Annotated in this window: 25 protein-coding genes and 1 other annotated feature; of the genes, 7 read left to right on the top strand and 18 right to left on the bottom strand. The window is 39.1% G+C overall.

The genetic code is table 11. The features are described 5' to 3' along the window. Nucleotides 1-80 precede the first annotated feature (80 nt). The 17 genes from A5889_RS09755 to A5889_RS09675 all read right to left on the bottom strand — a co-directional run bounded on the left by A5889_RS09755 (nt 81) and on the right by A5889_RS09675 (nt 15,460). Nucleotides 81-1,043, bottom strand: coding sequence for a metal ABC transporter substrate-binding protein (locus A5889_RS09755; protein WP_087641711.1), 963 nt, complete (start codon nt 1,041-1,043; stop codon nt 81-83). A gap of 149 nt (nt 1,044-1,192) precedes the next feature. Then, a complete protein-coding gene (gene ispE / locus A5889_RS09750; RefSeq protein WP_087641710.1) occupies nt 1,193-2,044 on the bottom strand; it encodes a 4-(cytidine 5'-diphospho)-2-C-methyl-D-erythritol kinase in 852 nt (283 codons plus the stop codon). A gap of 216 nt (nt 2,045-2,260) precedes the next feature. Beyond that, complete coding sequence (locus A5889_RS09745; protein WP_087641709.1) at nt 2,261-2,842, bottom strand: ATP-dependent Clp protease proteolytic subunit; 582 nt, start codon at nt 2,840-2,842, stop codon at nt 2,261-2,263. A 191-nt stretch (nt 2,843-3,033) separates the two neighbouring features. Further along, nucleotides 3,034-3,279, bottom strand: coding sequence for a Veg family protein (locus A5889_RS09740; protein ID WP_069663217.1), 246 nt, complete (start codon nt 3,277-3,279; stop codon nt 3,034-3,036). A 134-nt stretch (nt 3,280-3,413) separates the two neighbouring features. After that, the gene (locus A5889_RS09735; protein WP_087641708.1) at nt 3,414-3,974 is read right to left on the bottom strand and encodes a sigma-70 family RNA polymerase sigma factor; all 561 of its coding nucleotides are present in this window, start codon (nt 3,972-3,974) and stop codon (nt 3,414-3,416) included. A gap of 91 nt (nt 3,975-4,065) precedes the next feature. Then, nucleotides 4,066-4,596: an NYN domain-containing protein gene (locus tag A5889_RS09730; protein WP_087641707.1), complete on the bottom strand. Its 531-nt coding sequence runs from the start codon at nt 4,594-4,596 to the stop codon at nt 4,066-4,068. A gap of 69 nt (nt 4,597-4,665) precedes the next feature. Further along, entirely contained in the window at nt 4,666-5,514 is an 849-nt protein-coding gene (rlmB, locus tag A5889_RS09725; RefSeq protein ID WP_412523582.1) for a 23S rRNA (guanosine(2251)-2'-O)-methyltransferase RlmB, read from the bottom strand. Next, the gene (locus A5889_RS09720; RefSeq protein ID WP_087641705.1) at nt 5,498-5,893 is read right to left on the bottom strand and encodes a Mini-ribonuclease 3; all 396 of its coding nucleotides are present in this window, start codon (nt 5,891-5,893) and stop codon (nt 5,498-5,500) included. The genes rlmB and A5889_RS09720 overlap by 17 nt, the downstream gene beginning before the upstream one ends. Further along, nucleotides 5,890-7,302: a cysteine--tRNA ligase gene (cysS, locus tag A5889_RS09715; protein WP_087641704.1), complete on the bottom strand. Its 1,413-nt coding sequence runs from the start codon at nt 7,300-7,302 to the stop codon at nt 5,890-5,892. The genes A5889_RS09720 and cysS overlap by 4 nt, the downstream gene beginning before the upstream one ends. Further along, nucleotides 7,286-7,834: a serine O-acetyltransferase EpsC gene (epsC, locus tag A5889_RS09710; RefSeq protein WP_087641703.1), complete on the bottom strand. Its 549-nt coding sequence runs from the start codon at nt 7,832-7,834 to the stop codon at nt 7,286-7,288. The genes cysS and epsC overlap by 17 nt, the downstream gene beginning before the upstream one ends. Before the next feature lie 60 nt (nt 7,835-7,894). Next, nucleotides 7,895-8,095: a binding site (T-box leader), on the bottom strand. A gap of 1 nt (nt 8,096) precedes the next feature. Continuing rightward, nucleotides 8,097-9,554, bottom strand: coding sequence for a glutamate--tRNA ligase (gltX, locus tag A5889_RS09705; RefSeq protein ID WP_087641702.1), 1,458 nt, complete (start codon nt 9,552-9,554; stop codon nt 8,097-8,099). Between the two features lie 15 nt (nt 9,555-9,569). Beyond that, nucleotides 9,570-10,043 (bottom strand): 2-C-methyl-D-erythritol 2,4-cyclodiphosphate synthase, encoded by a 474-nt coding sequence (gene ispF / locus A5889_RS09700; protein WP_087642054.1) that lies wholly within the window; start codon nt 10,041-10,043, stop codon nt 9,570-9,572. A 9-nt stretch (nt 10,044-10,052) separates the two neighbouring features. Then, the gene (gene ispD / locus A5889_RS09695; protein ID WP_087641701.1) at nt 10,053-10,778 is read right to left on the bottom strand and encodes a 2-C-methyl-D-erythritol 4-phosphate cytidylyltransferase; all 726 of its coding nucleotides are present in this window, start codon (nt 10,776-10,778) and stop codon (nt 10,053-10,055) included. Beyond that, a complete protein-coding gene (locus A5889_RS09690) occupies nt 10,765-11,907 on the bottom strand; it encodes a PIN/TRAM domain-containing protein (RefSeq protein ID WP_087641700.1) in 1,143 nt (380 codons plus the stop codon). The genes ispD and A5889_RS09690 overlap by 14 nt, the downstream gene beginning before the upstream one ends. Before the next feature lie 82 nt (nt 11,908-11,989). Further along, nucleotides 11,990-13,360, bottom strand: coding sequence for a DNA repair protein RadA (gene radA / locus A5889_RS09685; RefSeq protein WP_087641699.1), 1,371 nt, complete (start codon nt 13,358-13,360; stop codon nt 11,990-11,992). Between the two features lie 123 nt (nt 13,361-13,483). Further along, nucleotides 13,484-13,963, bottom strand: coding sequence for a dUTP diphosphatase (locus A5889_RS09680; protein ID WP_087641698.1), 480 nt, complete (start codon nt 13,961-13,963; stop codon nt 13,484-13,486). Between the two features lie 111 nt (nt 13,964-14,074). Beyond that, nucleotides 14,075-15,460, bottom strand: a complete 1,386-nt coding sequence (locus A5889_RS09675) for a hypothetical protein (protein WP_087641697.1) — start codon at nt 15,458-15,460, stop codon at nt 14,075-14,077. A 296-nt stretch (nt 15,461-15,756) separates the two neighbouring features. On the opposite strand from A5889_RS09675, the gene serC reads away from it, so the two are divergent. The 6 genes from serC to hisJ all read left to right on the top strand — a co-directional run bounded on the left by serC (nt 15,757) and on the right by hisJ (nt 22,489). Next, the gene (gene serC / locus A5889_RS09670) at nt 15,757-16,848 is read left to right on the top strand and encodes a 3-phosphoserine/phosphohydroxythreonine transaminase (RefSeq protein WP_087641696.1); all 1,092 of its coding nucleotides are present in this window, start codon (nt 15,757-15,759) and stop codon (nt 16,846-16,848) included. After that, on the top strand, nt 16,849-18,036 hold the full coding sequence (locus A5889_RS09665) for a 3-phosphoglycerate dehydrogenase family protein (protein WP_087641695.1): 1,188 nt from the start codon (nt 16,849-16,851) through the stop codon (nt 18,034-18,036). Then, complete coding sequence (locus A5889_RS09660) at nt 18,036-19,274, top strand: DUF1015 domain-containing protein (protein WP_087641694.1); 1,239 nt, start codon at nt 18,036-18,038, stop codon at nt 19,272-19,274. Before A5889_RS09665 ends, A5889_RS09660 begins: the two co-directional genes overlap by 1 nt. Nucleotides 19,275-19,361: 87 nt before the next feature. After that, nucleotides 19,362-20,156: a glutamate 5-kinase gene (gene proB / locus A5889_RS09655; protein WP_087641693.1), complete on the top strand. Its 795-nt coding sequence runs from the start codon at nt 19,362-19,364 to the stop codon at nt 20,154-20,156. A gap of 19 nt (nt 20,157-20,175) precedes the next feature. Beyond that, nucleotides 20,176-21,423 (top strand): glutamate-5-semialdehyde dehydrogenase, encoded by a 1,248-nt coding sequence (locus A5889_RS09650; RefSeq protein WP_087641692.1) that lies wholly within the window; start codon nt 20,176-20,178, stop codon nt 21,421-21,423. A gap of 238 nt (nt 21,424-21,661) precedes the next feature. Next, nucleotides 21,662-22,489 carry a histidinol-phosphatase HisJ gene (hisJ, locus tag A5889_RS09645; protein ID WP_087641691.1) on the top strand — a complete coding sequence of 276 codons (828 nt, stop codon included), beginning with the start codon at nt 21,662-21,664 and terminating at the stop codon, nt 22,487-22,489. Nucleotides 22,490-22,541: 52 nt separating this feature from the next. On the opposite strand, the gene A5889_RS09640 is transcribed toward hisJ, so the two are convergent. Then, nucleotides 22,542-22,982: a MerR family transcriptional regulator gene (locus tag A5889_RS09640; protein WP_087641690.1), complete on the bottom strand. Its 441-nt coding sequence runs from the start codon at nt 22,980-22,982 to the stop codon at nt 22,542-22,544. A gap of 109 nt (nt 22,983-23,091) precedes the next feature. On the opposite strand from A5889_RS09640, the gene A5889_RS09635 reads away from it, so the two are divergent. Continuing rightward, nucleotides 23,092-24,063 (top strand): alpha/beta hydrolase, encoded by a 972-nt coding sequence (locus tag A5889_RS09635; protein WP_087641689.1) that lies wholly within the window; start codon nt 23,092-23,094, stop codon nt 24,061-24,063. The last annotated feature ends 24 nt before the right edge of the window (nt 24,064-24,087 follow it).

Raw genomic sequence — 24,087 nt, 5'->3', positions numbered from 1 at the left:
TGGAGCAGAAGTATCCATAAGAAGAAACTACTTCTGCTGCCACCGTTCATTTGTACTCAATAGACTAGATGGTATCTCATCTATTTAATGCTTTTTTTCAAGGCTTCAAGATTGGCTTTCATAACAGAAATATAATCTTCCCCTTGTTCTTGTTCTTTTTTCGTGATGCTTTCCAATGGATTAAGTACTGAAAGTTCCACACCTGTTTCTCTAGATAATGTTTCCGCTACTTTTGATGAAGCTGAGGATTCAAAGTAGATGACAGCAACATCATGTTCTTTGATATATTTTTTTAATTCAGCTAAACGACTTGGTGAAGGCTCTTGATCTGGAGAAATTCCTGCAATCGATTCTTGTGTTAAACCATATTGTTTTGCCAAATAACCAAAAGCAGCATGCTGAGTCACGAATGTTTTGTTTTTTGCATCAGCAAAAGCCTCTGTATACTCTTTATCAAGAGCAGCAAGTTTTTCAAGATACTCTTTTGTATTTTGTTCAAATGTTGCCTTTTGCTCTGGGTATTTTTTGATCAATGCATCTCGGATGGTTTCAACTTGCTTTTGAGCCAATACAGGATCCAGCCACACATGAGGATCTAATTCGTGATCATGATCGTGTCCTTCATGATCTGATTCTTCTTCCTCATGGTCATGTGCCGCACCTTCCATTAAATCGATAGAACCAGCAGCTTCAACAACAGCTACTTTTTTTTGATCGACATTTTCCAAGACAGCTTCGACCCATGTTTCTAGTTCATGACTATTATAAATAAACGCATCTGCATCCGTTATTTTAGCAATATCCTTAGCACTTGGTTCATAATCATGCGGTTCTGTTCCTGCCGGGATCAATAATTGAACGTCACCAGCATCCCCCACAACATTTTTTGCAAAATCGTACATTGGATAAAAAGTTGTGACAACTTTTATTTTACCATCTTTTGCTGCTTTATCAGTTTCTTTTGTTTGTTCGCATGCAGTCAATGTCGTAACTGCCGCTATCAAAAGAATTCCTGCCATATATAGCCATTTATTTTTTCTCATTTCGTATCCCCATTTCGATTTATCTTATTTAAATCGTAATATTTACGATTTGGTAGCAAGAACTAATTTAACAGAAGGAAAGGAGTACGTCAAGAGAAAATAGTAAAGTAAAAAAAATCTGTAACCGATAGTGGCTACAGATTTTTTCTCTATTTCAACGTTCTCACAAGATAAACCTCATCACAAAAACCTTTCAAGCCATTGTAAATTCGCTGAGCACGCGTCTTTTTCTCACATAGAGCAAAAACGGTCGGTCCGCTACCGCTCATCAGTGCTGCATCTGCCCCATAATTGATCATTCGATCTTTGATTTGCTGAATGACTGGATATCGTTTGATCGTCACACCTTCTAGAGCATTACCGATTTTTTCAGTCATCAATTGATAATCGTCTGTTTCCACTGCCTGTCTGATCCCAGCAATATCAGGATGTTGAATACTGTTGAAAGACAAGCTGCCAAAAATCGAACTTGTCGAGACACTCATCCTTGGCTTTACTAAAACAACCCAACATTGAGGCATCGAAGGTAAAAACTCGATTTTTTCTCCCCGACCTGTAACAAAAGCTGTCCCGCCATGAATACAATAAGGAACATCTGAACCGATCTGACTACCTAATTCAGCTAATTTTTCCAACGATAGATCCAGATTCCACAATCGATTCAACCCACGAAGTGTCGCTGCACAATCGCTGCTGCCGCCAGCTAAACCTGCAGCAACTGGGATTCTTTTTTCTATTGTGATTCTGACCCCTTGCGTCAGATCAAACGTTTTCTTCAACAGCTCTGCTGCTTGATAGACATGATTTCTTCTATCTACAGGTAAAAAAGAACTGTCTGTTTCGATCACGATCTTATTTTCCGACAGCTCTTCAAATAGCAGTCGATCTGCTAAATCCACACTAGCCATGATCATCTCTAATTCATGATAACCATCTTTTCTTTTATAGAGAGCATCCAACCCCAAATTGATTTTTGCGGGTGCTTTTTCTATGATTTCCATTATTTTCACCTATCTAACTCTGTTCCTTCAACCAACTTCACAATCTTTTAAATTCTAACATATGTTGTTTGAGATGTATAGATTTGTAGAAAAGTATTCAATTTTCCTCAGAAAATACACCCTTTCTTTTATACAAATAAAAAACCTAAAACAACCAAACTGAGGTTATCTTAGGTTTCATTACAGATAGATAGTCAAATTATGACATTTTCACTTTTACTTGATTTCACTTCTATTTTTAATAATTTTATTTACGATCCCATACTCTAGAGCCTCTTCAGCGCTCAACCAATAATCTCTAGCGGTATCATTTCTCACTTGTTCAATATCTTTACCAGTTTCTTTCGAAATCAGTTGGTTGATTTTTTCTCTTGTACGGATAATTTCCTTAGCAGTAATTTCCATATCACTGGACTGACCTTGTGCGCCACCTGAAGGTTCATGAATCATAAAACGGGTATTAGGAAGACAATAGCGTCGTTCCTTTTCGCTGGATAAATAAATAAGTGCTCCAGCACTGACCACCCAGCCTGAACCTATGATATTTACTTTTGGTTTGATAAAATTGATCATATCAAAAATCAGATAGCCTGAATCAACATGACCTCCATTACTACTAATAAACAAATTGATTGGTTCATCATTGATTGACTCTAATAATAGCAGCTGATTACAAACTTCTTTCGCCATCTGCTCATTTATTTCTCCAGAAATGATCACGGTTCTCGTTCCAATCATTTTTTCAGTCAATACATCTTGTTGTTTTGTTTCTTGCTTGGTGTTTTCTTGCTCATTCATCGCATATCCTCCTTTTTTACCTACCACAATACTACCATAATTCTCTTTACTTATCATAAGTATTACGGAAAAAGAGAGGAGATATCACTCTTTGAGCGATATCTCCTCTCTTTAAATTCCAGATAAACGATGGTAAAAAAGTAATGATTGCTTGAAGTTAAGCACTTCTGTCTATCTTCTTTGAACTATTTTTAGACAGCTTCACTAACAAACTCAATTTCGACTGTGCGAGTCAGCACATCAGAGTAACTATAAGAAACTCGTTCGAATGAGTTTTCATCTGGATCTAAATCTACAACGAAGACAGATGGATACGTTTCTGTCAAAATACCTTTACGTTCAGTTTGACGCTTTCTGCCGGTCTGAGCAACTAATGTGATTTTGCTGCCGATACGACATTCTAAATCTTTCTTAATTGACGCTAAAGTTGTTGGCATTGCATTCACCTCAAACTCCATTGTAACACATACAGATAAAAATTTCAAGTTTACCATAGCAGAAAATGAAATGCAACTAATTCTATCTTATTTTTGATAATTATTTCATGTGAATTTTTCTATAAATTCTCATTTTAATCATAAATAATTGATTTCAATTTCTTTTTTGCTCGATCATAAGCACTTCTGACTGTGACTTCGCGGCTTGCAGTTGCCTTTGCGATTTCTCCAATCTCTTTACCATTCATAAATTCCTGAAACGTCGTTCGTTCAAACGGTGACAGAATCTGAGGTAATTCTTCCAGCTTTTCTCTGATGATCATCTGTTCCAATGCATCTGCAGCTTCAACGCTTGCATAATCAAAAAAAGATTCTCCCTGACTTTCCATTTTTTGATCTAACGAAATGGATTGCACATCTACAGTCCGTTTCACTGCACATTGTTTTCGCACAAGACTACGAATATGATTTTCAAAGTTCGACTTGAAAAATTTCCCGATCGAAACGCTATAGGTTTCTTCATATTTTTCCAAAGAACGGTAAAAAATGATCCGCCCTTCCTGCAGCCAGTCTTCTTTGTCGAAATCTTTCAAATAGTACTTTTTTCGAAAGTTGTATACAAGCGGATGATACTTTCGATACAACCGATCAAACGCTATTCCATCTCCTTTTAAAATGTGTTCATACTTATCCATTCCCTTTTCTCCTTCCAAACATTTTCTTTTGCGTAAAATGTTTGGAAAAATCGTACCATTAACCCCAAAAAAGATAGAAGCGAACAAGTGTTTAATCTTTCTTTTTAGACAATTCGTCCATTTTTTCGGACAATTTTGACAATTGCTCCAAATTCCAAGGAGAATTTCTACGAAAATCTTGAAAATGGATATCTGTTGCATGAATCGCTATCGTACGCTCAGATTTTTTTACGCTTTTATACAACTCATTTGCAGAGGTTCGTAAAGCACCCTTAGAAAAGACTAACCATTGCTCTGCCAAATCACTTGTTGCCACGGTGACTTGAGTTAAACGATCATTTTTTTCTCCTGCAATTCGTTCAATATAGCTATCGGCCGTTTCATCTTCTTTAGTGAAAATAACTGTTAATCGATACTTTTTATAGGTTTGCTGGATTCCTGGAACCAGCTGAGCATCAAAGACAACAATCACTTCTAGATCTTCGTATTTTGCATAATTAGAGAGACGATGCAGCAAAGCTTCTCTAGCATCTTCTAGTTTGTTTTGATTCTTCAATTTCACTAGTTCAGGCCAAGCACCGATCATATTATAGCCATCAACGATGAGTAATTGCTTTTTCATCTTTTATTTTCACCTTCTTTATCATTAGAATAGACGGTCGAAACAATTTTTTTCAGCGCTTGATATAATTTATAACGGATTACGTCCACGATACACTTCATACATCAATAATCCCGCAGCAACTCCCGCATTTAAACTTTGTACATGTCCAGTCATCGGGATCGTCAATAGCTCATCTACTTCTTTATGCAATCCCTGACTCATCCCACGACCTTCATTGCCAATGATCAATGCAATCGCTCCTTGAGTATTCCACTGGCGGTAGTCCGTGCCTTTCATATCTGTGCCAAAGATCCAAAAATCATGCTCTTTTAAGGTTGCGATACTTTGCGCTAAATTCGTCACACGAGCAACTGGAATATATTCTACAGCGCCTGTTGATGCTTTGGTCACGACTGGCGTGATGCCAACTGCCCGATGTTTCGGGATGATGATCCCATCCACTCCTGTTGCATCAGCTGTTCTTAAAATAGAGCCGAAATTATGCGGATCTTCCAAACTATCCAATATCAAGAAAAATGGTGTCTCAGTCTTTTCTTTCGTCTTTGTTATCAAATCATCCAGTGTCAAATATTCATAGGCTGTGATCGCCAATACGATCCCCTGATGCACACCATGATCTGTCAATGTATCTAATTTTTGTTTAGGTACCCATTTTACTGGTACTGCATGTTCTTTTGCCAATATTTTAAGCTGCTCGACTTTTTCGCCTTTGCTGTCTTCTTGAAGGAACAATTTGTTGCCGCGTCCTTGCTGAATCGCTTCGATCGTCGCATGGTTTCCGAAAACAAAATTATCTTCAACGGCTTCTTCAGTTGGTTTACGGTCTTTTTTGACGACTTCTTTTTTAAATGACGGCTTTCTTTTTTGTTTGCTATCTTTGAATGAACGTTTTTTATCATTACGCATCTTTTTCACCTACTTTTTTGATACACCAGTCGATCAATTCTTCTAGGCGCTCTGTTTGTTTTGTTAAATGAAGATACCCCATCAATGACTCAAACCCTGTAGCTATACGGTATGTTGTGATATCTGCATTTTTTGCTGAGGTATGGCTTTTGGTATTACGCCCTCGTTTATACATTGTTTCTTCTGTTTCATTCAAAAGCTTTTCTTCCAGCATCGCCTGAATCAAAAAAGCCTGTGCTTTAGCTGATACATAATGTGTCGCCATCCGGTGCAGCGTATTGGGTTTTGTTTGACCTTGCTCTACTAAATAATCTCGAATGTAGATTTCATAGATTGCATCGCCTACATAAGCCAGCGCTAAACCATTCAATTGTGTATAATCTCTCATTCACTTCTTCTCCATCTAGTCCCCTGGGCAGTATCTTCCAAGGTTATTCCTTTATCCTTCAATAAATCACGAATCTCATCACTGCGGGCAAAATCACGGTTCTTACGTGCCTGATTCCGTTCTTCGATCAATTGATCGATATCGTCATCCAGTAGTTCATCTGAGAGGAAATAAATCCCAAAAATACTCAACCATTGTGTAAACTGATCTAGCGCCTTCTCTGTAACTATTGCTGATACAGTTTCTTGTTCGCTATATTGGTTTAGCCATTTTGAAAGCTCATAGACCACTGTGATCCCATTTGCTGCATTGAAATCGTCATCCATCTCTGCTGTAAAACGAATTTCCAGCTCAGCCAATTCCTGTAAGCGACGTTCGTCTTCGTCTAATTGGGGAGCTGCATTTTCTTTTCTGAAGGACAAATTCTCAAATGCATTTTTCAGTTTCTGAAGATTGACACCAGCTTCTTTGATCGTTGCTTCACTATAGCGGATCGGACGGCGATATTGTGTCGTCGCCATAAAGAAACGCAGGATTTGCGGATCGATCTGTTTTGCTAGTTCATGCACAGTTACAAAATTTCCCAGTGACTTACTCATTTTTTCATCATCTTCGCCAATTGTTACATAGCCGTTATGCATCCAATAATTAGCAAATGTCTGCCCTGTTTTTGCTTCACTTTGAGCAATTTCATTTTCATGGTGAGGAAATTCTAAATCTTGACCACCGCCATGGATATCAATTGTATCACCTAAATGCTTCGTTGCCATTACAGAACACTCGATATGCCAACCGGGGCGTCCTGCTCCCCATGGTGAATCCCAAGAAATTTCGCCTTCTTTAGCACCTTTCCATAAAGCAAAATCCAATGGATCTTCTTTTAATTCTTGTTCTACTCCTGTACGCTGACTGGCTCCGACTTCAAGTTCATCGATCGATTGGTGACTAAGTTTTCCATAACCATCAAATTTACGTGTTCGATAATAAACATCACCCTTTGATTCATACGCATACCCTTTGTCGATCAACGCTTGGATAAACATCAGGATATCCGGCATATGATCCATCACCCGAGGATGGCTAGTTGCCGGCTGCACATTTAACACTTGTGTATCTTCTTCAAATGCCTGAATAAACCGATCTGCCACTTCCGGCGCTGTTATTCCTAATTCATTCGCCGCACGAATGATCTTATCATCGACATCGGTAAAATTGGAAACATAGTTCACTTCATAGCCGCGGTATTCTAAATAACGTCTAATCGTGTCGAATGCAATCGTACTTCGGGCATTGCCAATGTGGATATAATTATAAACTGTTGGTCCGCAGACATACATCCGGACTTTGCCTTCTTCTATTGGTTGAAAGGTTTCTTTTTCCCTTGTTAATGTATTATAAATTTGAATCATCGTTCTCCTCCATTCTCTTTCCCTTGATCCTAACGACTTTCGCCGGTACTCCTACTGCAGTTGCATCATCAGGAATGTCAGTCAATACAACCGCTGCTGCACCGATTTTTGCCCGTTCCCCGATTGTGACAGGTCCCAGAATCTGTGCATGTGCGTGGATCATTGCCCCTTTTTTGACTGTCGGATGACGTTTCCCTGTGTCTTTTCCTGTACCGCCTAGGGTAACGCCATGAAACAATACAACATCTTCCTCAATTTCCGCTGTTTGACCGATCACAATACCCATACCATGATCAATAAAAACTCCTGATGCAATCCTTGCTCCCGGATGAATCTCTATCCCCGTTAAAAAACGCCAAAACTGTGCGTGGATTTTTGCCAGCAAATACAGCCGATGCCGATAAAGAAAATGTGAAAAACGATGCCAAAACAATGCATGCAGCCCTGGATAGGTAAGCAATGCTTCCAATGTTGAACGTGCTGCAGGATCATTTTTTTTGATTGCTTCAACCGCTTTTTTTAACCAACCCATAACTTTTACTCCTTTCCTTTTAATATCAAAAAAAGCGTCTTTTAAACGAAAATCATTCGTTTAAAAGACGCTTTTGCGTGGTTCCACTTTTTTTCGCAGGTCTCCCTGCCTCAAAACAGATAACGGTTGTTGGCCGTTTTCAGCTACTTGTCGCTGAAACTATTCAAAGATGCATTTCAAAAAGAGCTGACAACTGTTCTCACCATCCACAGTCTCTCTAAAGACACGCGCTTTTTTACTTCTTCTTCTCAATATATTTTGATTATAAAACTTTGTTTAAGTGTTCTAACGCTTTTTCTTTTCCTAAAAGCTCAATTGTATCTCCTAGTTCAGGACCATGCATTTGGCCTGAAACTGCTACACGAATCGGCATGAATAAGTTTTTACCTTTGACACCTGTTTCTTTTTGAACAGCTTTGATACCAGCTTTAATATTCTCAACATTTACAACATCCATTGCTTCCAGTTGCGCTTTGAATGCTGCTAGTACTGTCGGTACTGTTTCTCCTGCCAAGACTTCTTTAGCGGCTTCATCTAATACTGGATGCTCATTGAAGAATAAGTTTGATACTTCAACGATTTCTGCAGCATAACTCATTTGTGGCTGGTATAGACTAACAACTTTTTTCAGCCATTCAATTTTTTCTGCACTTGGATCGGCTTCAATGCGTCCATCTGCTACTAAATAAGGAATACACATAGCTGTAAGTGTATCAAGATCCAATTGTTTCATGTACTGGTTATTGACCCATTCAAGTTTCTTGCCATCAAAAGCAGCTGGCGATTTACTTAAGCGTTCTGGATCGAAAATTTTGATCAATTCTTCTTGTGAGAAAATCTCATCTTCGCCAACAGGTGACCAGCCTAATAATGCAGTAAAGTTGAACATTGCTTCTGGTAAGTAGCCAAGCTCACGATACTGTTCAATAAATTGTAAAATCGATTCATCACGTTTGCTCAATTTTTTACCTGTTTCAGAATTGATGATCAATGTCATATGTCCAAATTCAGGAGCTGTCCAGCCAAACGCTTCATAAACCATTAATTGTTTTGGTGTATTCGCGATATGGTCATCTCCGCGTAAAACATGTGTGATTTTCATCATATGATCATCAACAGCTACAGCAAAATTGTACGTCGGCATGCCATCGCGTTTTTGAATAACGAAATCGCCGCCGATATTATCTGATTCAAAAACAATTTCACCTTTGACCATATCGTTAAATGTATAAGACGTATTTCTTGGTACACGGAAACGAATAACTGGTGTAAGTCCTTGCGCTTCTTTTTCCGCTTGCTCAGAAGGTGTTAAGTCTGCACATTTACCAGAGTAATGTGGCATTTCCCCACGGGCACGTTGCGCTTCTCTTTCCGCTTCTAATTCTTCTTCTGTACAGTAGCATTTATACGCACGATTGCTGACTAATAATTGATCGATCAACGGTTGATAAATTTCGCCGCGTTCTGATTGGCGGTACGGTCCGTACTCACCAGGTTTTTCGGGAGACTCATCCCAATCCATCCCTAGCCACGCTAAGTTTTCTAATTGGCTTTTTTCGCCGTCTTCAATATTTCTTTTTTGATCAGTATCTTCAATACGGATGATAAAATCGCCATCATTGTGACGAGCAAATAAATAATTGAATAGTGCTGTTCTTGCATTTCCGATGTGTAAATGTCCCGTTGGACTTGGTGCGTAGCGTACACGTACTTTTGACATTGTGCATTCCTCTTTCTATTTTTCAAGTAAAGCGACCGCGATCGCTCCCATACCTTCTTCATGACCAATAAAGCCCATTTTTTCCATTGTTGTTGCTTTTAAATTGATTTGGTTTGTTTCAATCTGGCAGGCAGCAGCAATATTTTCTTTCATTTTATCTAAATGCGGCTTCATTTTTGGTTGTTCAGCTAAAATTGTACAATCAATATTGCCAATAGTAAAGCCAGTAGCTAAAACTTTTTGATTTGCCTCTCGCAGCAGCTTGATCGAATCCGCATCTTTAAACTCTAGATCTGTATCTGGAAATAAATGACCAATATCTCCTAAGCCAGCAGCACCTAAGATCGCATCCGTTATTGCATGTAATAAAACGTCTGCATCAGAGTGTCCTAATAAGCCTTTTTCAAATGGCAGTTCGACACCGCCGATAATCAAATTGCGTCCTTCTACTAATTGATGGACATCAAATCCCTGTCCAATTCGTATCATTTTTTTCACCTAACTTCTTTTTCTTTTCACGATAGCTTCACCGATCAACATATCTTCTGGTGTAGTAAGCTTAATGTTTTCATAGCTTCCCAATACCATAGAAACAGGTAGGCTACTGTATTTTTCGATCAACGAAGCATCATCCGTCCCTAAATATTGCTCTTTTTCCGCTTGTTCATGAACGGCCATTAAGTCAGTCCCATAAAAAGCCTGTGGTGTCTGTATTTGCCATAATGTTTCACGTGGAACCGTTTCTTGAACGAATCCGTCAACGACACGCTTGATCGTATCTTTAACTGGAACACCTAAAATTGCAGCTCTAGTTTCAACAACCTTGCGATGGAGTGCTTTTAACTGTGCCAAAGTAACAAAGGGTCTAGCACCATCATGGACCATCACGATATTCTCTGGGTCGATCAACATCTTTAGTCCGTTATGAACACTGTACTGACGCTCACAACCGCCTGGTACGATCGTTACAGGACAATGCTTTTTCTTGGTTTCTTTTTTGACCATAGCCGTTAATAAATCCTGCTCATCTTCTTGCGTCACTAAAATAATGTGCTTACAAGCTGGATCATTTAAAAAAGTTTCTAACGAATAGGAAATGACAGGCTTGCCGATTAGATGAAGCAAAATTTTATTACGGCTTGCTCCCATTCTCTTACCTTGCCCTGCCGCCAATAAAATGACTTCGTAATCCAGCGTTTTGTCTCTCGTTTTAGCTCTTTTCATGGGCTTTGTTTTCTTCTCTACTATCATCGATTCCTCTGCCGGAATGTGCTGGTTTTGCGAAAATCATCCGACCGGCAGCCGTTTGCAATGCACTTGTTACAACTACTTGGATATGTTCATTCATATAATGCTGTCCATCTTCCACGACTACCATTGTACCGTCATCTAAATACGCAACGCCTTGTTGACGCTCTGTTCCGGCTTTTACGACCATAACATTCATCGTCTCACCTGGAATTACCACTGGTTTGACTGCATTAGCTAAGGCATTGATGTTCAAAACAGGGACATTTTGAAATTCAGAGACTTTATTCAAGTTATAATCATTCGTTACAACAACACCATCTAATAGTTTTGCCAATTTGATCAGCTTACTATCGACCTCAGAAATATCTTCAAAATCACCATCGTACATTTCAACAGAAATGCCATCTTCTTTTTGTAAAGCATTTAAAATATCCAGTCCACGACGTCCGCGCACGCGTTTCAAGCTATCACCAGAATCGGCAATATACTGCAATTCATATAAAACAAAGTTAGGAATCAAAATAACCCCTTCTAAAAAGCCTGTTTTAGCAATATCGTAAATTCTACCGTCAATAATGACACTTGTATCCAAAATCTTATACTTATGGAAACGATCTTCCACTTTGCGCTCTAAAACTTCCCCGTCATTTTCATTCTGCAGTTTCTTTTGTTTCGGAGTAAAAATCTTGCGCCATTCATCGATCCGCGTAGTTCCCATCCGAAAACCAAGATATCCAAAAATGATCATGACTAAGATCGGCAGCACGCTATTCACAAAAGGAATATTTAAATTGTACATCGGAATCGAGATGATCGCTCCAATGATCAGTCCGATGATCACACCGACACTACCAAATAAAAGATAAGTCAAGCTCAATTCATTCAATGCTGCTTCTATTTTTTTGACACCTGATACAATATACTTCGCTAACCCTAACGATAAAATAAAGAAAATAAGTGCACCAATCAAACTGTTAGTAAAGTTATTGTTCAGCCATGTATTATCCGCTTGCTGCGCCATTTCCCAAGCCATCGGTAATAACGAAATACCCAGACTTGCGCCAACGACGATCATCAGCAACGTGACGACACGTTTTTGCATAGATCCATCCTCCAATATAGTCTTATTTAAAGAATACAGGCAGCCTCCGTCTAAATAGATAAACCGAGCGCTACCTTATACTCTATTGAAATACTTTTCTTAATGTTTCACCGATCGTAGCCACACCGACGATTTCGATGCCTTCAGGCGGTGTCCAGCCGCCTAAATTATTTTTTGGTAAATAGATTTTAGTAAAGCCCAGCTTTTGCGCCTCACGCACACGCTGTTCAATACTATTTACACGACGAATTTCACCTGTCAAACCAATTTCACCAATAAAACACTCTGTCGGCTTTGTGCCATTTTCTTTATAACTTGAAGCAATACTGACGGCAACAGCTAAATCGATCGCTGGTTCATTGATTTTCACACCGCCGGCAGCTTTCAAATACGCATCTTGATTTTGTAATAATAATCCTGCCCGCTTTTCCAAAACAGCCATGATCAATGACACTCGATTGAAATCTAACCCTGTCGTCGTTCGTTTGGCATTTCCAAACATCGTTGGAGTAACTAGCGCTTGAACTTCAACTAAGATCGGTCGTGTTCCTTCCATCGCTACGACGATCGCAGAGCCTGTCGCATCAGCTAAACGCTCTTCCAAGAAAACCTGAGAAGGATTGGCGACTTCTTCTAGTCCGTGTTCTCTCATCTCAAATATTCCGATTTCGTTTGTAGAACCGAAACGATTTTTAACGGCTCTTAAAATTCTAAATGTATGATGCTTATCTCCTTCAAAATACAAGACCGTATCAACCATATGCTCCAACATTCGAGGACCGGCAATCGAACCTTCTTTCGTCACGTGACCTACGATAAAAATAGCGATACCGTTGGTTTTTGCTAGCTTTAAAAGTTCTGCTGTCGTTTCTCTCACTTGACTGACACTGCCGGCGACACTGGTCACATCCGGCTGTGTCATCGTCTGAATAGAATCAATGATCACATAATCTGGTTCTAATTTTTCAATTGCTCTTGAAATTTCATTCATATCAGTTTCTGCATATAAATAAAACTCTGTATCGATCGCACTTAAACGCTCTGCCCGCATTTTGATCTGCTCAGCACTCTCTTCTCCAGAGACATACAGCACTTTCCCGCCGCTTTCAGCGAGTTGCTGAGAAACCTGTAGAAGTAACGTGGATTTTCCGATTCCCGGATCGCCGCCGATCAAAACTAATGACCCTGGAACAACTCCGCCGCCTAACACACGATTCAGCTCCATCAATTTTGTTTTGACTCTCGGTTCTTTTTTAGGAACGACCTCAGCCAATCGCTGCGGCTGTGTCTTTTTACCTGTCAAGCTTACTCGAGCTCTGCGGTCTGTTGTATCCTGAATGACTTCTTCCGTCATTGTATTCCATTGTCCGCAGTTCGGACAACGTCCTAAATATTTTGGGGAGATATATCCGCAAGTTTGACATTCAAATTGAACTTTTGCTTTTTTTGCCATCTGTCTATCTCCTCGTTTGTTCTATTCCTTTATTTTATCATACAATAGGTACCTTATACTAAGACTAGCCACCAAAAAGTTGATCGAAAAAGGAGTACTCATGATTGTTATATATCCACTGATCTAATTTTTACCGGAAGAGCCAAATCCGCCAGTTCTTTCTTTGTCTACATTATCGATATCAGCCAATAGAAATGGTTTAAATATTCCTTGTCCGATCCGTTCACCTTTTTCGATCACCATATCTTCATAGCCAAAATTAATAAACTGGAACATGATATGTCCTTCATTACCTTCATTATTATAATAATCGCGGTCGATCACACCAACACCATTGGCCAGCATCAAAAAGCGTTTCAGCGGATTAGAGGAACGACTCACTAACTCTAAATACTCATCTTCTGCCATGTAAGCTTTGATCCCAGTTTTCACCAAAACTGGTTTTGGAGCAGTTCCTTGTGCTTGTAACTTCCAAATGCTTGGTACTACTACTTGTTCTGCTGCTTCAAAATCATAGCCAGCAGCGCCTTTTGTTGCACGCTCCGGAAGTGATATCCCTTGATCTTTATAGCTAGAAATAATTTCAAATCCTCGTTGTTTCATTAAAAAGCTCCTCTGCTTGTAAACTATTTTTATTTTACCATATTCCCCATGCACCTAGGCTAGTTTTATAACATCTTTAATATTCTCACATGCTTTTTTACTGTTTTCACATCATTCAAGATGATTTTGTTCTATTTTTGTACCTGAATTGTCTTTGATTACAATAAATCCAATGATCAAAAAGAACAGCATGAGACCGATCAAGCTAATGACATGCACTGTTTCAACAAGATGAACAGCAGCCAAGCTTGCCGTTCGATGTCCCGTGATCTGCAGTACTGTTTTTACTGGCAGCTCCTCTTGTCTAGCCAATATCCACATCAAACTCATCATCAACAGTTGATGTGTCACACTTCCTTTCGTTTGTGTACTGTATTTTGTGATGATCCGCTGATCTTGAGGCAACATTTCATCTTGATAATAATTTCGATTCAAAAATGCACCTGTTGCATTGATCGTACAACTCAACAGAAAAATCCCTACTGGAAATAGCGTTGAAGATAAAAGAAACATCAACGACACTATATAGCTGCCTAAATGAACGATTTTTGGATCGACTGTAGAAAACAGACGGTACAAAAGTTTGATAAAAGCAGCTGCACCAATGATACCCAAAACATAGGGCAAATATAAATTTACTAATAAGCCGTTTGCTCCTAAGCGTAAAGCTACGTAAAGCGTCCCAAACAGCATCAAGAAATTCATACACATTCCATTAGCAAACGTCAACAGATTCAGCCATAACGGTAGTTTCCAAGCCTTTCTTTGACGATTCAAGTACCATGCGGCAATCACAAACAACACTGAAAAGCCAATGATCCCAATATCTAAAAGCTGAGAATCAAAAAGTAAGCGTGCTGAGCGAATGAATAACAATAGAATAAAAAAGCTGATGAATAAAAAGAACTCTTTGACTGAAATGACTTGCTGGTCCACCTCATTAAAATCAATTTCATAATCAGGATAATGTCTCACTGCATAATATGCAGATGCATAAAGTAAAACATACTCACCTAGAACTAAAGAAGTCCGCCATTCTTTAGTCAGCGTCAATGAAGCAACGATACCGCCTAAAATCAATAAAATAAACACATATTTCCGAGCGATCGGTGTCGAATGCCCTTGATACTTCTCATGATAATTGACTGTTGTATTAGCGGCTGGAAGCCAAGAAGCACTAAGCCCAATCAGGACAGCTGCCAGCAAATAAGCCGGGAAATAAATCTGTCCTAGAACACCAATGAAACAGCCTATCCCACCAATTAAAATAGAAATGATCAAAACATTAAAACTCGTCAGTGCCAACTTAAAGCTTTTCAATAGAAAAATTCCTGTCATCCGAAATGTATAAAATAGGACAAAGGGCAATGCCTTCTCCCACGTTAGTCCATCATTCAAATTCAAAAATAGAAAATAAGGGATAATAATAAGTGTATTTGCTAAAATAAACGGCGCTACTTGTACAGCACTAAGCGCGATTTCTTTTAATTTCGTCATGTTGCGTTCTCCTTTAAAACTGTTTGTATGTAGGTAGTCTACCACGTTCATCAGAAAAGTAAAATCAATGACGGAGCAAATTTACTCAGCTACTGATAGATACGTAAAAATAGAAGGTTTTCATTTTACTTTGACAGAAATTTTGGCTTTTTTTACTCCTTTTGAAAATATTTGTGAAAAAAATATCGAAACTTACTTTTTAATCTTTTTTTAATTTAAGCTTTCTGTTATAATGGTTTTCACATTTACTATACATAATAGTGAATGAAAGAGCATATCAAAGGAGAGATAGATGTATGAAAACTGTTTATAATTTTTCAGCTGGTCCCGCCGTTCTACCAAAAAGTGTTTTGGAAAAAGCCCAATCCGAATTGGTGAACTATGAAAACAGCGGCATGTCCGTAATGGAGTTGAGTCATCGTTCCTCCCTTTTTGAAGCTATTATTGAAGATGCTGAAACTTTACTCAGAGAATTGATGAATATTCCCGATAATTATAAAGTACTATTCTTGCAAGGTGGTGCTAGTACACAATTTACGATGGTTCCTTTAAACCTTGCGCAAAACAAGAAGGCCTTGTACGTCAATACAGGATCTTGGGCGAAAAAAGCGATCAGTGAGGCTAAGAAGATCGACAATGTAGCCGTTGAAGTGATTGCTTCTAGTGAAGACCAAAATTTCACTTATATCCCTGAAATCCGTAGAGAAGATATCCCGCAAGATGCTGCTTATGTGCACATCACAACGAATAATACGATTGAAGGAACAACCATTTATGATTTACCAGATACTGGTGATGTTCCTATTGTTGCCGACATGTCATCAAATATTTTATCTATCGATTACAATGTAGCTGATTTTGGCTTGATTTACGCTGGTGCACAAAAAAATATTGGTCCAGCTGGTCTGACAGTTGTGATCGTTCGTGAAGATCTGATCGGTCAGGCAGACGTCTTAAGCGCTATGTTAGATTATGATATTCATGCGAAAAATGGTTCTATGTACAATACACCGCCAACCTATAGTATTTATATGGCAAAGCTTGTCTTTGAATGGATCAAAGAACACGGTGGAGTTAGTCAAATGGAAAAACAAAATAAGGAAAAAGCCGCACTTTTATATGACGAGATCGAGGCATCTAGCCTATTTTCTTCTCCAGTTGTTAAAAAGGACCGCTCGATCAATAACATTCCATTTGTGACTGAAGACGAAGTTCTTGATAAAAAGTTCAATCAAGAAGCTTTGGCAGCTGGATTTGAAAACCTCAAAGGACATCGTTCTGTCGGCGGTATGCGCGCTAGTCTTTATAACGCATTTCCCAAAGCAGGTGTTGAGGCCCTAGTTACATTCATGAAAAAATTTGAAGCAGAAAATGGAGGAACGAACTAAATGTATGATATTAAAACATTCAATGCCATTGCTCCAGTTGGGCTAGCCCGTTTTGATGAGCAAAACTTTACGATAAATCAAACTGAAACCCCTGCTGGTATCATCCTGCGTAGTCAAAAACTTCATGATTATGATTTTCCTGACTCTGTGCTAGCAGTTGCTCGAGCAGGTGCAGGCACTAACAACGTCCCTGTTAAACAATGTACAGAAGACGGAATCGTCGTCTTTAACACACCTGGCGCCAATGCTAATGCGGTAAAAGAGTTGGTCATCGCCTGCTTATTATTATCTGTCCGCCCGATCCTAAAAGGGGCAAACTGGGTCCAAACCTTAACAGGAGCAGACGCCGAAGAACAAGCAGAAGCTCAAAAAAAGCAATTTGCTGGAACTGAGCTTGAAGGAAAAAAATTAGGTGTCATCGGGTTAGGCGCCATTGGTGCCATGGTCGCTAATGACGCTTACCGCTTGGGGATGGAAGTAACAGGCTTTGATCCTTTCGTTTCTGTTGATACCGCGTGGAGTATTTCTCGACGGGTCAAACGAGCGCAAAGTATGGAAGAAGTATTAAAAACCTGTGATTTTATTACTATTCATGTTCCATTATCAGAAAATACCCATCATTTGATCGGCAAAGAACAATTGAAGCAAATGAAAAAGACAGCCGTTCTTTTAAACTTTGCCCGTGGTGAGTTAGTTGAAACATCTGCGGTTCTTGATGCTATCGATCAAGGAGAAATCAGCAATTTTGTCACTGATTTCGCAGACGAACGTTTATTGAACAACGAAAACATTTTAGTTTTACCTCACTTAGGCGCTTCAACAGAAGAAGCAGAAGTTAATTGTGCTAAAATGGCGGCGCGAACATTGAAGAAATTTTTGGAAACAGGCAATATCAAACGTTCTGTCAACTTCCCAACGGTAGAAATGAGCTTCAATTCACCTTATCGTTTAACGATCATTCATAGAAATGTGCCAAATATGCTTGGTCAAATTTCAACCAGCATCGCTACATTAGATATCAATATCGACAATATGATCAATCGCAGCCGAGATGATTATGCATACACCATTCTTGATATTGCTGAAACAGATGAAGAAAAAATTGCAGCTGCGGCCGCAAAAATCCAGTCATCAGAAAACATCATTCGTGTCAGAACCATCAAAAATACTGAGGCGGTGAGTTATTAATGGTCATGATCCATCCATTCAAAGGGATTCGTCCTTCGGAAAAATTTAGCGCACAAATCGCTACGCTGCCTTATGATGTTCTAAGCTCTCAAGAGGCAAGAGAACTGGGAAAAAACAATCCCTATTCTTATCTACACATTGATAAAGCTGAAATCGATTTGCCTGAAAGTTTGTCTCCTTATGATGATCAAGTCTATGCAAAAGCTGCCGACAACTTACAAGCCTTTTTACAAAAACAATGGCTTATACAAGATGATCAGCCACTCTTCTATCTTTATGAATTAACCATGAATGGTCGAGCTCAAACAGGGCTTGTCGCTTGTACAGCAATCGCTGATTACACTGATGGAAAAATCAAAAAACATGAATTTACACGACCAGAAAAAGAGGTCGATCGCATCCGTCATATCGAAGCTTGTGATGCAAACACCAGCCCGATTTTTCTAACCTATCGCCGTAATCAAACGATTCAAGAATTGATGGACTTCTGGAAAAAAACACAAACACCAGTCTATGATTTTACTGGCTTCCACGATGTTATTCATCGAGTATGGCTGATCAATGATACCCATGTGATCGAGCAACTAGAAACAGCATTTGCCCAAGAAGTTCCTGCATTATATATTGCTGATGGTCACCATCGGACAGAGTCCGCAGTCAAAGTAGGACAAAAGAAAAAAGAAACACAACCTAACGCACCTGAAACAGCAGAGTTCAACTATTTTTTATCAGTGATTTTTCCAAAAGAAGAACTCGAGATCCTAGACTACAATCGAATTTTGAACGTTCCGATCAAGGCTGATTTCTTTACGCGTTTAGAAAAGATATTCACTGTAGAAAAAGTTGAAGCAGGTAAACCTGATCAACCAAAAACATTTGGCATGTATATAGCTGGACAATGGTATCAATTAACAGCCAAAAACAGCATCTTGTCAGACGATCCAGTAGATGGATTAGATGTTTCTCTACTTCAAAATCACGTATTCGCCGATCTTTTCGGGATTCAGGATATCCGAACAGATAAACGAATCGATTTTGTTGGAGGCATTCGCGGAATGAAGGAATTGGAACAAGCGGTAGATAGTGGTGAATGGACAGTTGCTTTTTCAGTTTATCCGACAACGATGGATGACTTGCTGAATGTGGCAGATGCTGGAAAAATCATGCCGCCAAAATCAACTTGGTTTGAACCAAAATTATTAAGCGGATTATTTGTTCATGATTTAGAGACAAAATGAGCAGAAAGCTGTAAAATAGAATTAATTTAGATGTTGAGACAAGACGAACCGTTTTGTCTCTTCATTAGTATCTATGTGAGGTCAATCATGCGAAAACAATTAAAAGAAGCAAAACGAATCGTGATCAAAGTCGGAACAAGTACTTTGATCTACCCGAATGGAAATATCAATTTAAGTGCCATCGACCAACTGGCGTTTACCTTGACTGATTTACAGAATCAAGGGAAAGAAATCATCTTGGTTTCCTCTGGTGCCATCGGGGTCGGCTTAAATAAATTAAATATGGACAAGCGTCCTCCAACCATCCCGGAACAACAAGCGGTGGCTGCTGTAGGACAGGCTGAGCTGATGAACATTTACAACCAACGTTTTTTAACATATAGTCAGCAAATTGCTCAATTATTATTGACACGAGATGTCATTGAATTTCCAGAAAGCCGCCAAAATGTGATCAATACGATGGAACAATTGCTTAAAATGGATATCATTCCGGTCATCAACGAAAATGACACTGTGGCAATCGATGAATTAGATCATTTAACTAAATTCGGAGATAATGACCAGCTTTCAGCTATCGTTGCACAACTCATTCAAGCAGATGCCCTGATCATGTTATCAGATATCGATGGTTTCTTTTCTGACAATCCAAATACGAACAAAGAAGCCACTCTTTTTTCAGAGATCAACGAAATCAACGAGGAACTTCTAGAATTGGCAGGCGGTAAAGGCAGCCGTTTTGGTACCGGAGGCATGTACAGTAAATTGAAAGCTGCTGAACGAATCCTTGAACACAATGGTGCGATGATTTTAGCAAATGGCAAACAACCCAAAATAATTTTTGATATTTTAGACGGCGAAATGATCGGCACATTATTTATTTAGTTTGAAAGGAGATTGCTTTATGACTGACCTAAATATATTAGGAAAACAAGCAAAAGAAACAGCTTATCAGCTCAGCCTGATGGACACAAAAGTAAAAAATGAATTATTGCTGCATATGGCGGATGAACTAGAAAAAAATACTGACATCATTTTGACTGAAAATCAAAAAGATTTGCTTCAAGCCAAAGATAACGGTATCACTGATACCATGTTGGATCGCTTACGTTTGACTAGTGATCGGATCAAAGAAATGGCAGAAGGCATTCGCCAAGTTGCCACTTTACCTGACCCGATCGGAGAAGTCGAGAAAATGTGGAAAAATGAAGATGGCCTGATGATCGGAAAGCAACGGGTTCCATTGGGCGTTATCGGAATCATCTATGAATCTCGGCCAAATGTCACAACGGATGCTGCCAGTCTATGCTTTAAAACGGGTAATGCTGTTATTTTGCGTGGAGGTAAAGAAGCGTTCCACTCAAATAAAATTCTAGTCGAAGTATTACAACATGCGCTAAAACAAAAAAATGCTTCTCCTTTTGCGATCCAATTTGTTGATGATACTTCTCGTGAGACAGCACAGCAGTTGATGAAGTTAAATGACTATCTTGACGTGTTGATTCCTCGCGGCGGTGCCAACCTGATCAAAACTGTCTTAACAACAGCTACTGTTCCCGTGATCGAAACTGGTACAGGGAACTGCCATGTTTATATCGACAAAGATGCACAACTAAAAATGGCAACAGATATCATCGTCAATGCCAAATGTCAACGCCCTTCTGTTTGTAATGCTGCAGAAACGTTGTTGATCCATCAGGATATCGCTGCTGAATTTTTACCAGTGATCGAAAAAGCGCTAGCTGAATATGAGGTCGAATTACGTGCGGATGAACGAGCAGGAGCGATTTTTTCCCGTTCCATCCCTGCAACGGAAATCGATTGGGAAACAGAGTTCAATGACTACATCTTAGCTGTCAAAGTCGTGGATTCTTTAGAAGAAGCCATCCAGCATATCAATCATTACAATACAAAACATTCTGAAAGTATTGTTAGTGATAATTATTTTGCGACACAGCAATTTTTGAAGCAAGTGGATGCTGCAGCAGTCTACGCAAATGCCTCAACTCGTTTTACAGATGGCTTTGTTTTCGGATTTGGGGCAGAAATCGGGATCAGCACTCAAAAGCTACACGCTAGAGGACCAATGGGCTTAGCTGAGTTGACCTCTACGAAATATATCGTTTATGGCGATGGTCAATATCGCAAGTAAGGATTTACGCATATCTGAGTAAGAAAAAAGTGCCAGACAAACCTAAACATCTATTTTGTTTCGCACTCTAATTCCGAATAAATGGTGAGAAAAAAGCAGCTACTACGCTTCGGTCACATCAGCTAACACATAAAATTTCAAGTGATGATCACTACGTTGGGAAGGCTTCTTATTTCTCGAATCTAAACGCTTTTGTTTCAACCTCTTATTTAACAAATGATCAAGGAGGATTTTTTTCATGAAACGAGATGGACATACACATACTGAATTTTGCCCTCATGGCAATGTCGAGGATACAGAACTGTTGATTCGCAGAGCTATCCAATTAGGATTCAAAGAATATAGCATCACTGAACATGCTCCTTTGCCTCCAAGCATACAGGAAAAAGCAGCCGGAGATCCTTTAGTGTGGACAACTGCTTCAATGGCTCTTAACGATGTGGATAACTATTTTAAGAAGATGAATTTATTGAAGAAAAAATATGCCTCTGATATTCTTATCCACATTGGTTTTGAACTAGATTATTTTTCTGATTATCAGGACTGGACAAAAGACTTTTTAACAGAGTATGGTCCCCTAACAGATGATGGTATTTTATCTGTTCACTTTCTTGAAGGCAAGAGCGGGCTGCGCGGAATCGACTATTCTTTCGAGGAATATAGAGATGGTATTGTAGAACACTCGGGCAGCTTTGAACATGCGCAAACTCTTTATTATCAAACAGTTTTAGCCTCCTTAGAAGCAGATTTAGGACAATGGAAGCCTACGCGTTTAGGACATATCTCTCTATGCCAAAAGTTCCAAAATTTCTTTGATGAAGCAACGGACTATTCTTTAGAAAACCAGGCACTTGTCCACACCCTTTTGTCCCGAGTAAAGCAAGAAAATTACAGCCTTGATTTAAACACTGCGGGATTTTATAAACAAGGTTATCAACAGAGTTATCCACAGGTGTGGATAATTAAAAAAGCCCTTGAACTAGGTATTCCTTTGGTTTACGGATCTGATACCCATGCTTTAACAGATATAGGTCGTAGTTATTCCGATGTGGAAAACTTTCTTTAAAAAGTAAACAGCATTTTCTGTATGGAAACAGAAAATGCTGTTTTTATTTTGATTAGATAGCATGTGCATTATCATAATGTTCTTGAATTTCTTCAGGTAATTGATCCGGCAGCATTGTTGCTATGCGCATTTCATCTCCATCTTCAATAGCTATATCATAATACCAGCATTTGTATTTAAGCATATCCAGTACTTTTTCTAATTTTTCTATTTCATTTTCAACTACTACACGCTGCTTCTCAAACAGCTCTTTCCGTTGGGCATACGTTTGACTGCCTTGAGTACTCCAATCCATAAATTTTTTGATATCTTTTATTTCTAAACCTGATTTTTTTAAGCATTCGATGACCCTTAATGCTTCTATTTCTTTTTCTGAAAACCGTCTTGCACCAGACACTCTTTGCATATTAGGGAATAGACCTTCTTTATCATAGTATCGTAACGTCGATATTGGTAAATGAAACATTTCTGACACCTGTCCGATCGTAAACATCATTTTTCCTCCGTTTTTCATTTTCTCCCTTGACCTAAAGTCAAGTTTAGGTTTTATCATTTTAATATACAGAAAAATCACTGTCAAATACAGTCAAAGGAGAAATGATATGATGGAACATTTAACAATGACACAAAGCTGGGACAAAGTTTTTCCGAAAAGTGATACGGTCGATCACCGAAAAGTAACTTTTCATACGCGATATGGGTTAACCTTGGCTGCAGATCTTTACGAGCCCAAAAACTCCACTGGTAAATTAGCTGCGATCGCTGTTGCTGGACCGTTTGGAGCAGTTAAGGAGCAATCGTCAGGATTATACGCACAAACAATGGCTGAAAAAGGGTTTTTGACCCTTGCGTTTGATCCGTCTTTTACAGGTGAAAGTAGTGGTCAGCCCCGCTACGTTGCTTCTCCTGATATCAACACAGAAGACTTTCAAGCAGCAGTCGATTTTCTTTCTACACTAGACCATGTCGATCCGGAAAAAATCGGTATCCTCGGAATCTGTGGCTGGGGCGGTATGGCATTGAATGCAGCTGCCATCGATACACGAATCAAAGTGACTGTTACCGCGACAATGTACGATATGTCTCGTGTAAATGCCAATGGCTATTTTGATGGGATGAATGAAGATGCCCGATATGATCTGCGTAAAAATTTAAATGCACAACGAATAATAGATTACAAAAATGGATCTTATACAAGAGCCGGCGGCGTGATCGATCCGCTACCTGAAGATGCTCCATACTTTGTCAAAGACTATCATGACTATTATAAAACTGCTCGCGGCTATCACGAACGATCCCTCAACTCAACGGACGGCTGGAACATTACTTCATCGCTTTCTTTTATGAACATGCCTCTTTTGCAGTACAGCAATGAAATTCGCAGTGCTGTTTTAATGATTCATGGTGAAAAGGCCCACTCTCTCTATTTCAGTCAAGATGCGTTTAAACGATTAACTGGTAAAAACAAAGAGCTGCTGATTCTACCAAATGCATCCCACACAGACTTGTATGACCAGTTGGAGGTCATTCCATTTGAGAAAATTTCAGCTTTTTTTGAGAAACACTTTGATTAAACGTTTATAAAAAATGATAAAAGA

Source organism: Enterococcus sp. 9D6_DIV0238 (assembly GCF_002174455.2).
GTDB lineage: Bacteria > Bacillota > Bacilli > Lactobacillales > Enterococcaceae > Enterococcus_L > Enterococcus_L dunnyi.
The sequence above is the reverse complement of the archived record's forward strand: the minus strand, read 5'-3'. Positions and strand labels throughout refer to the sequence as shown.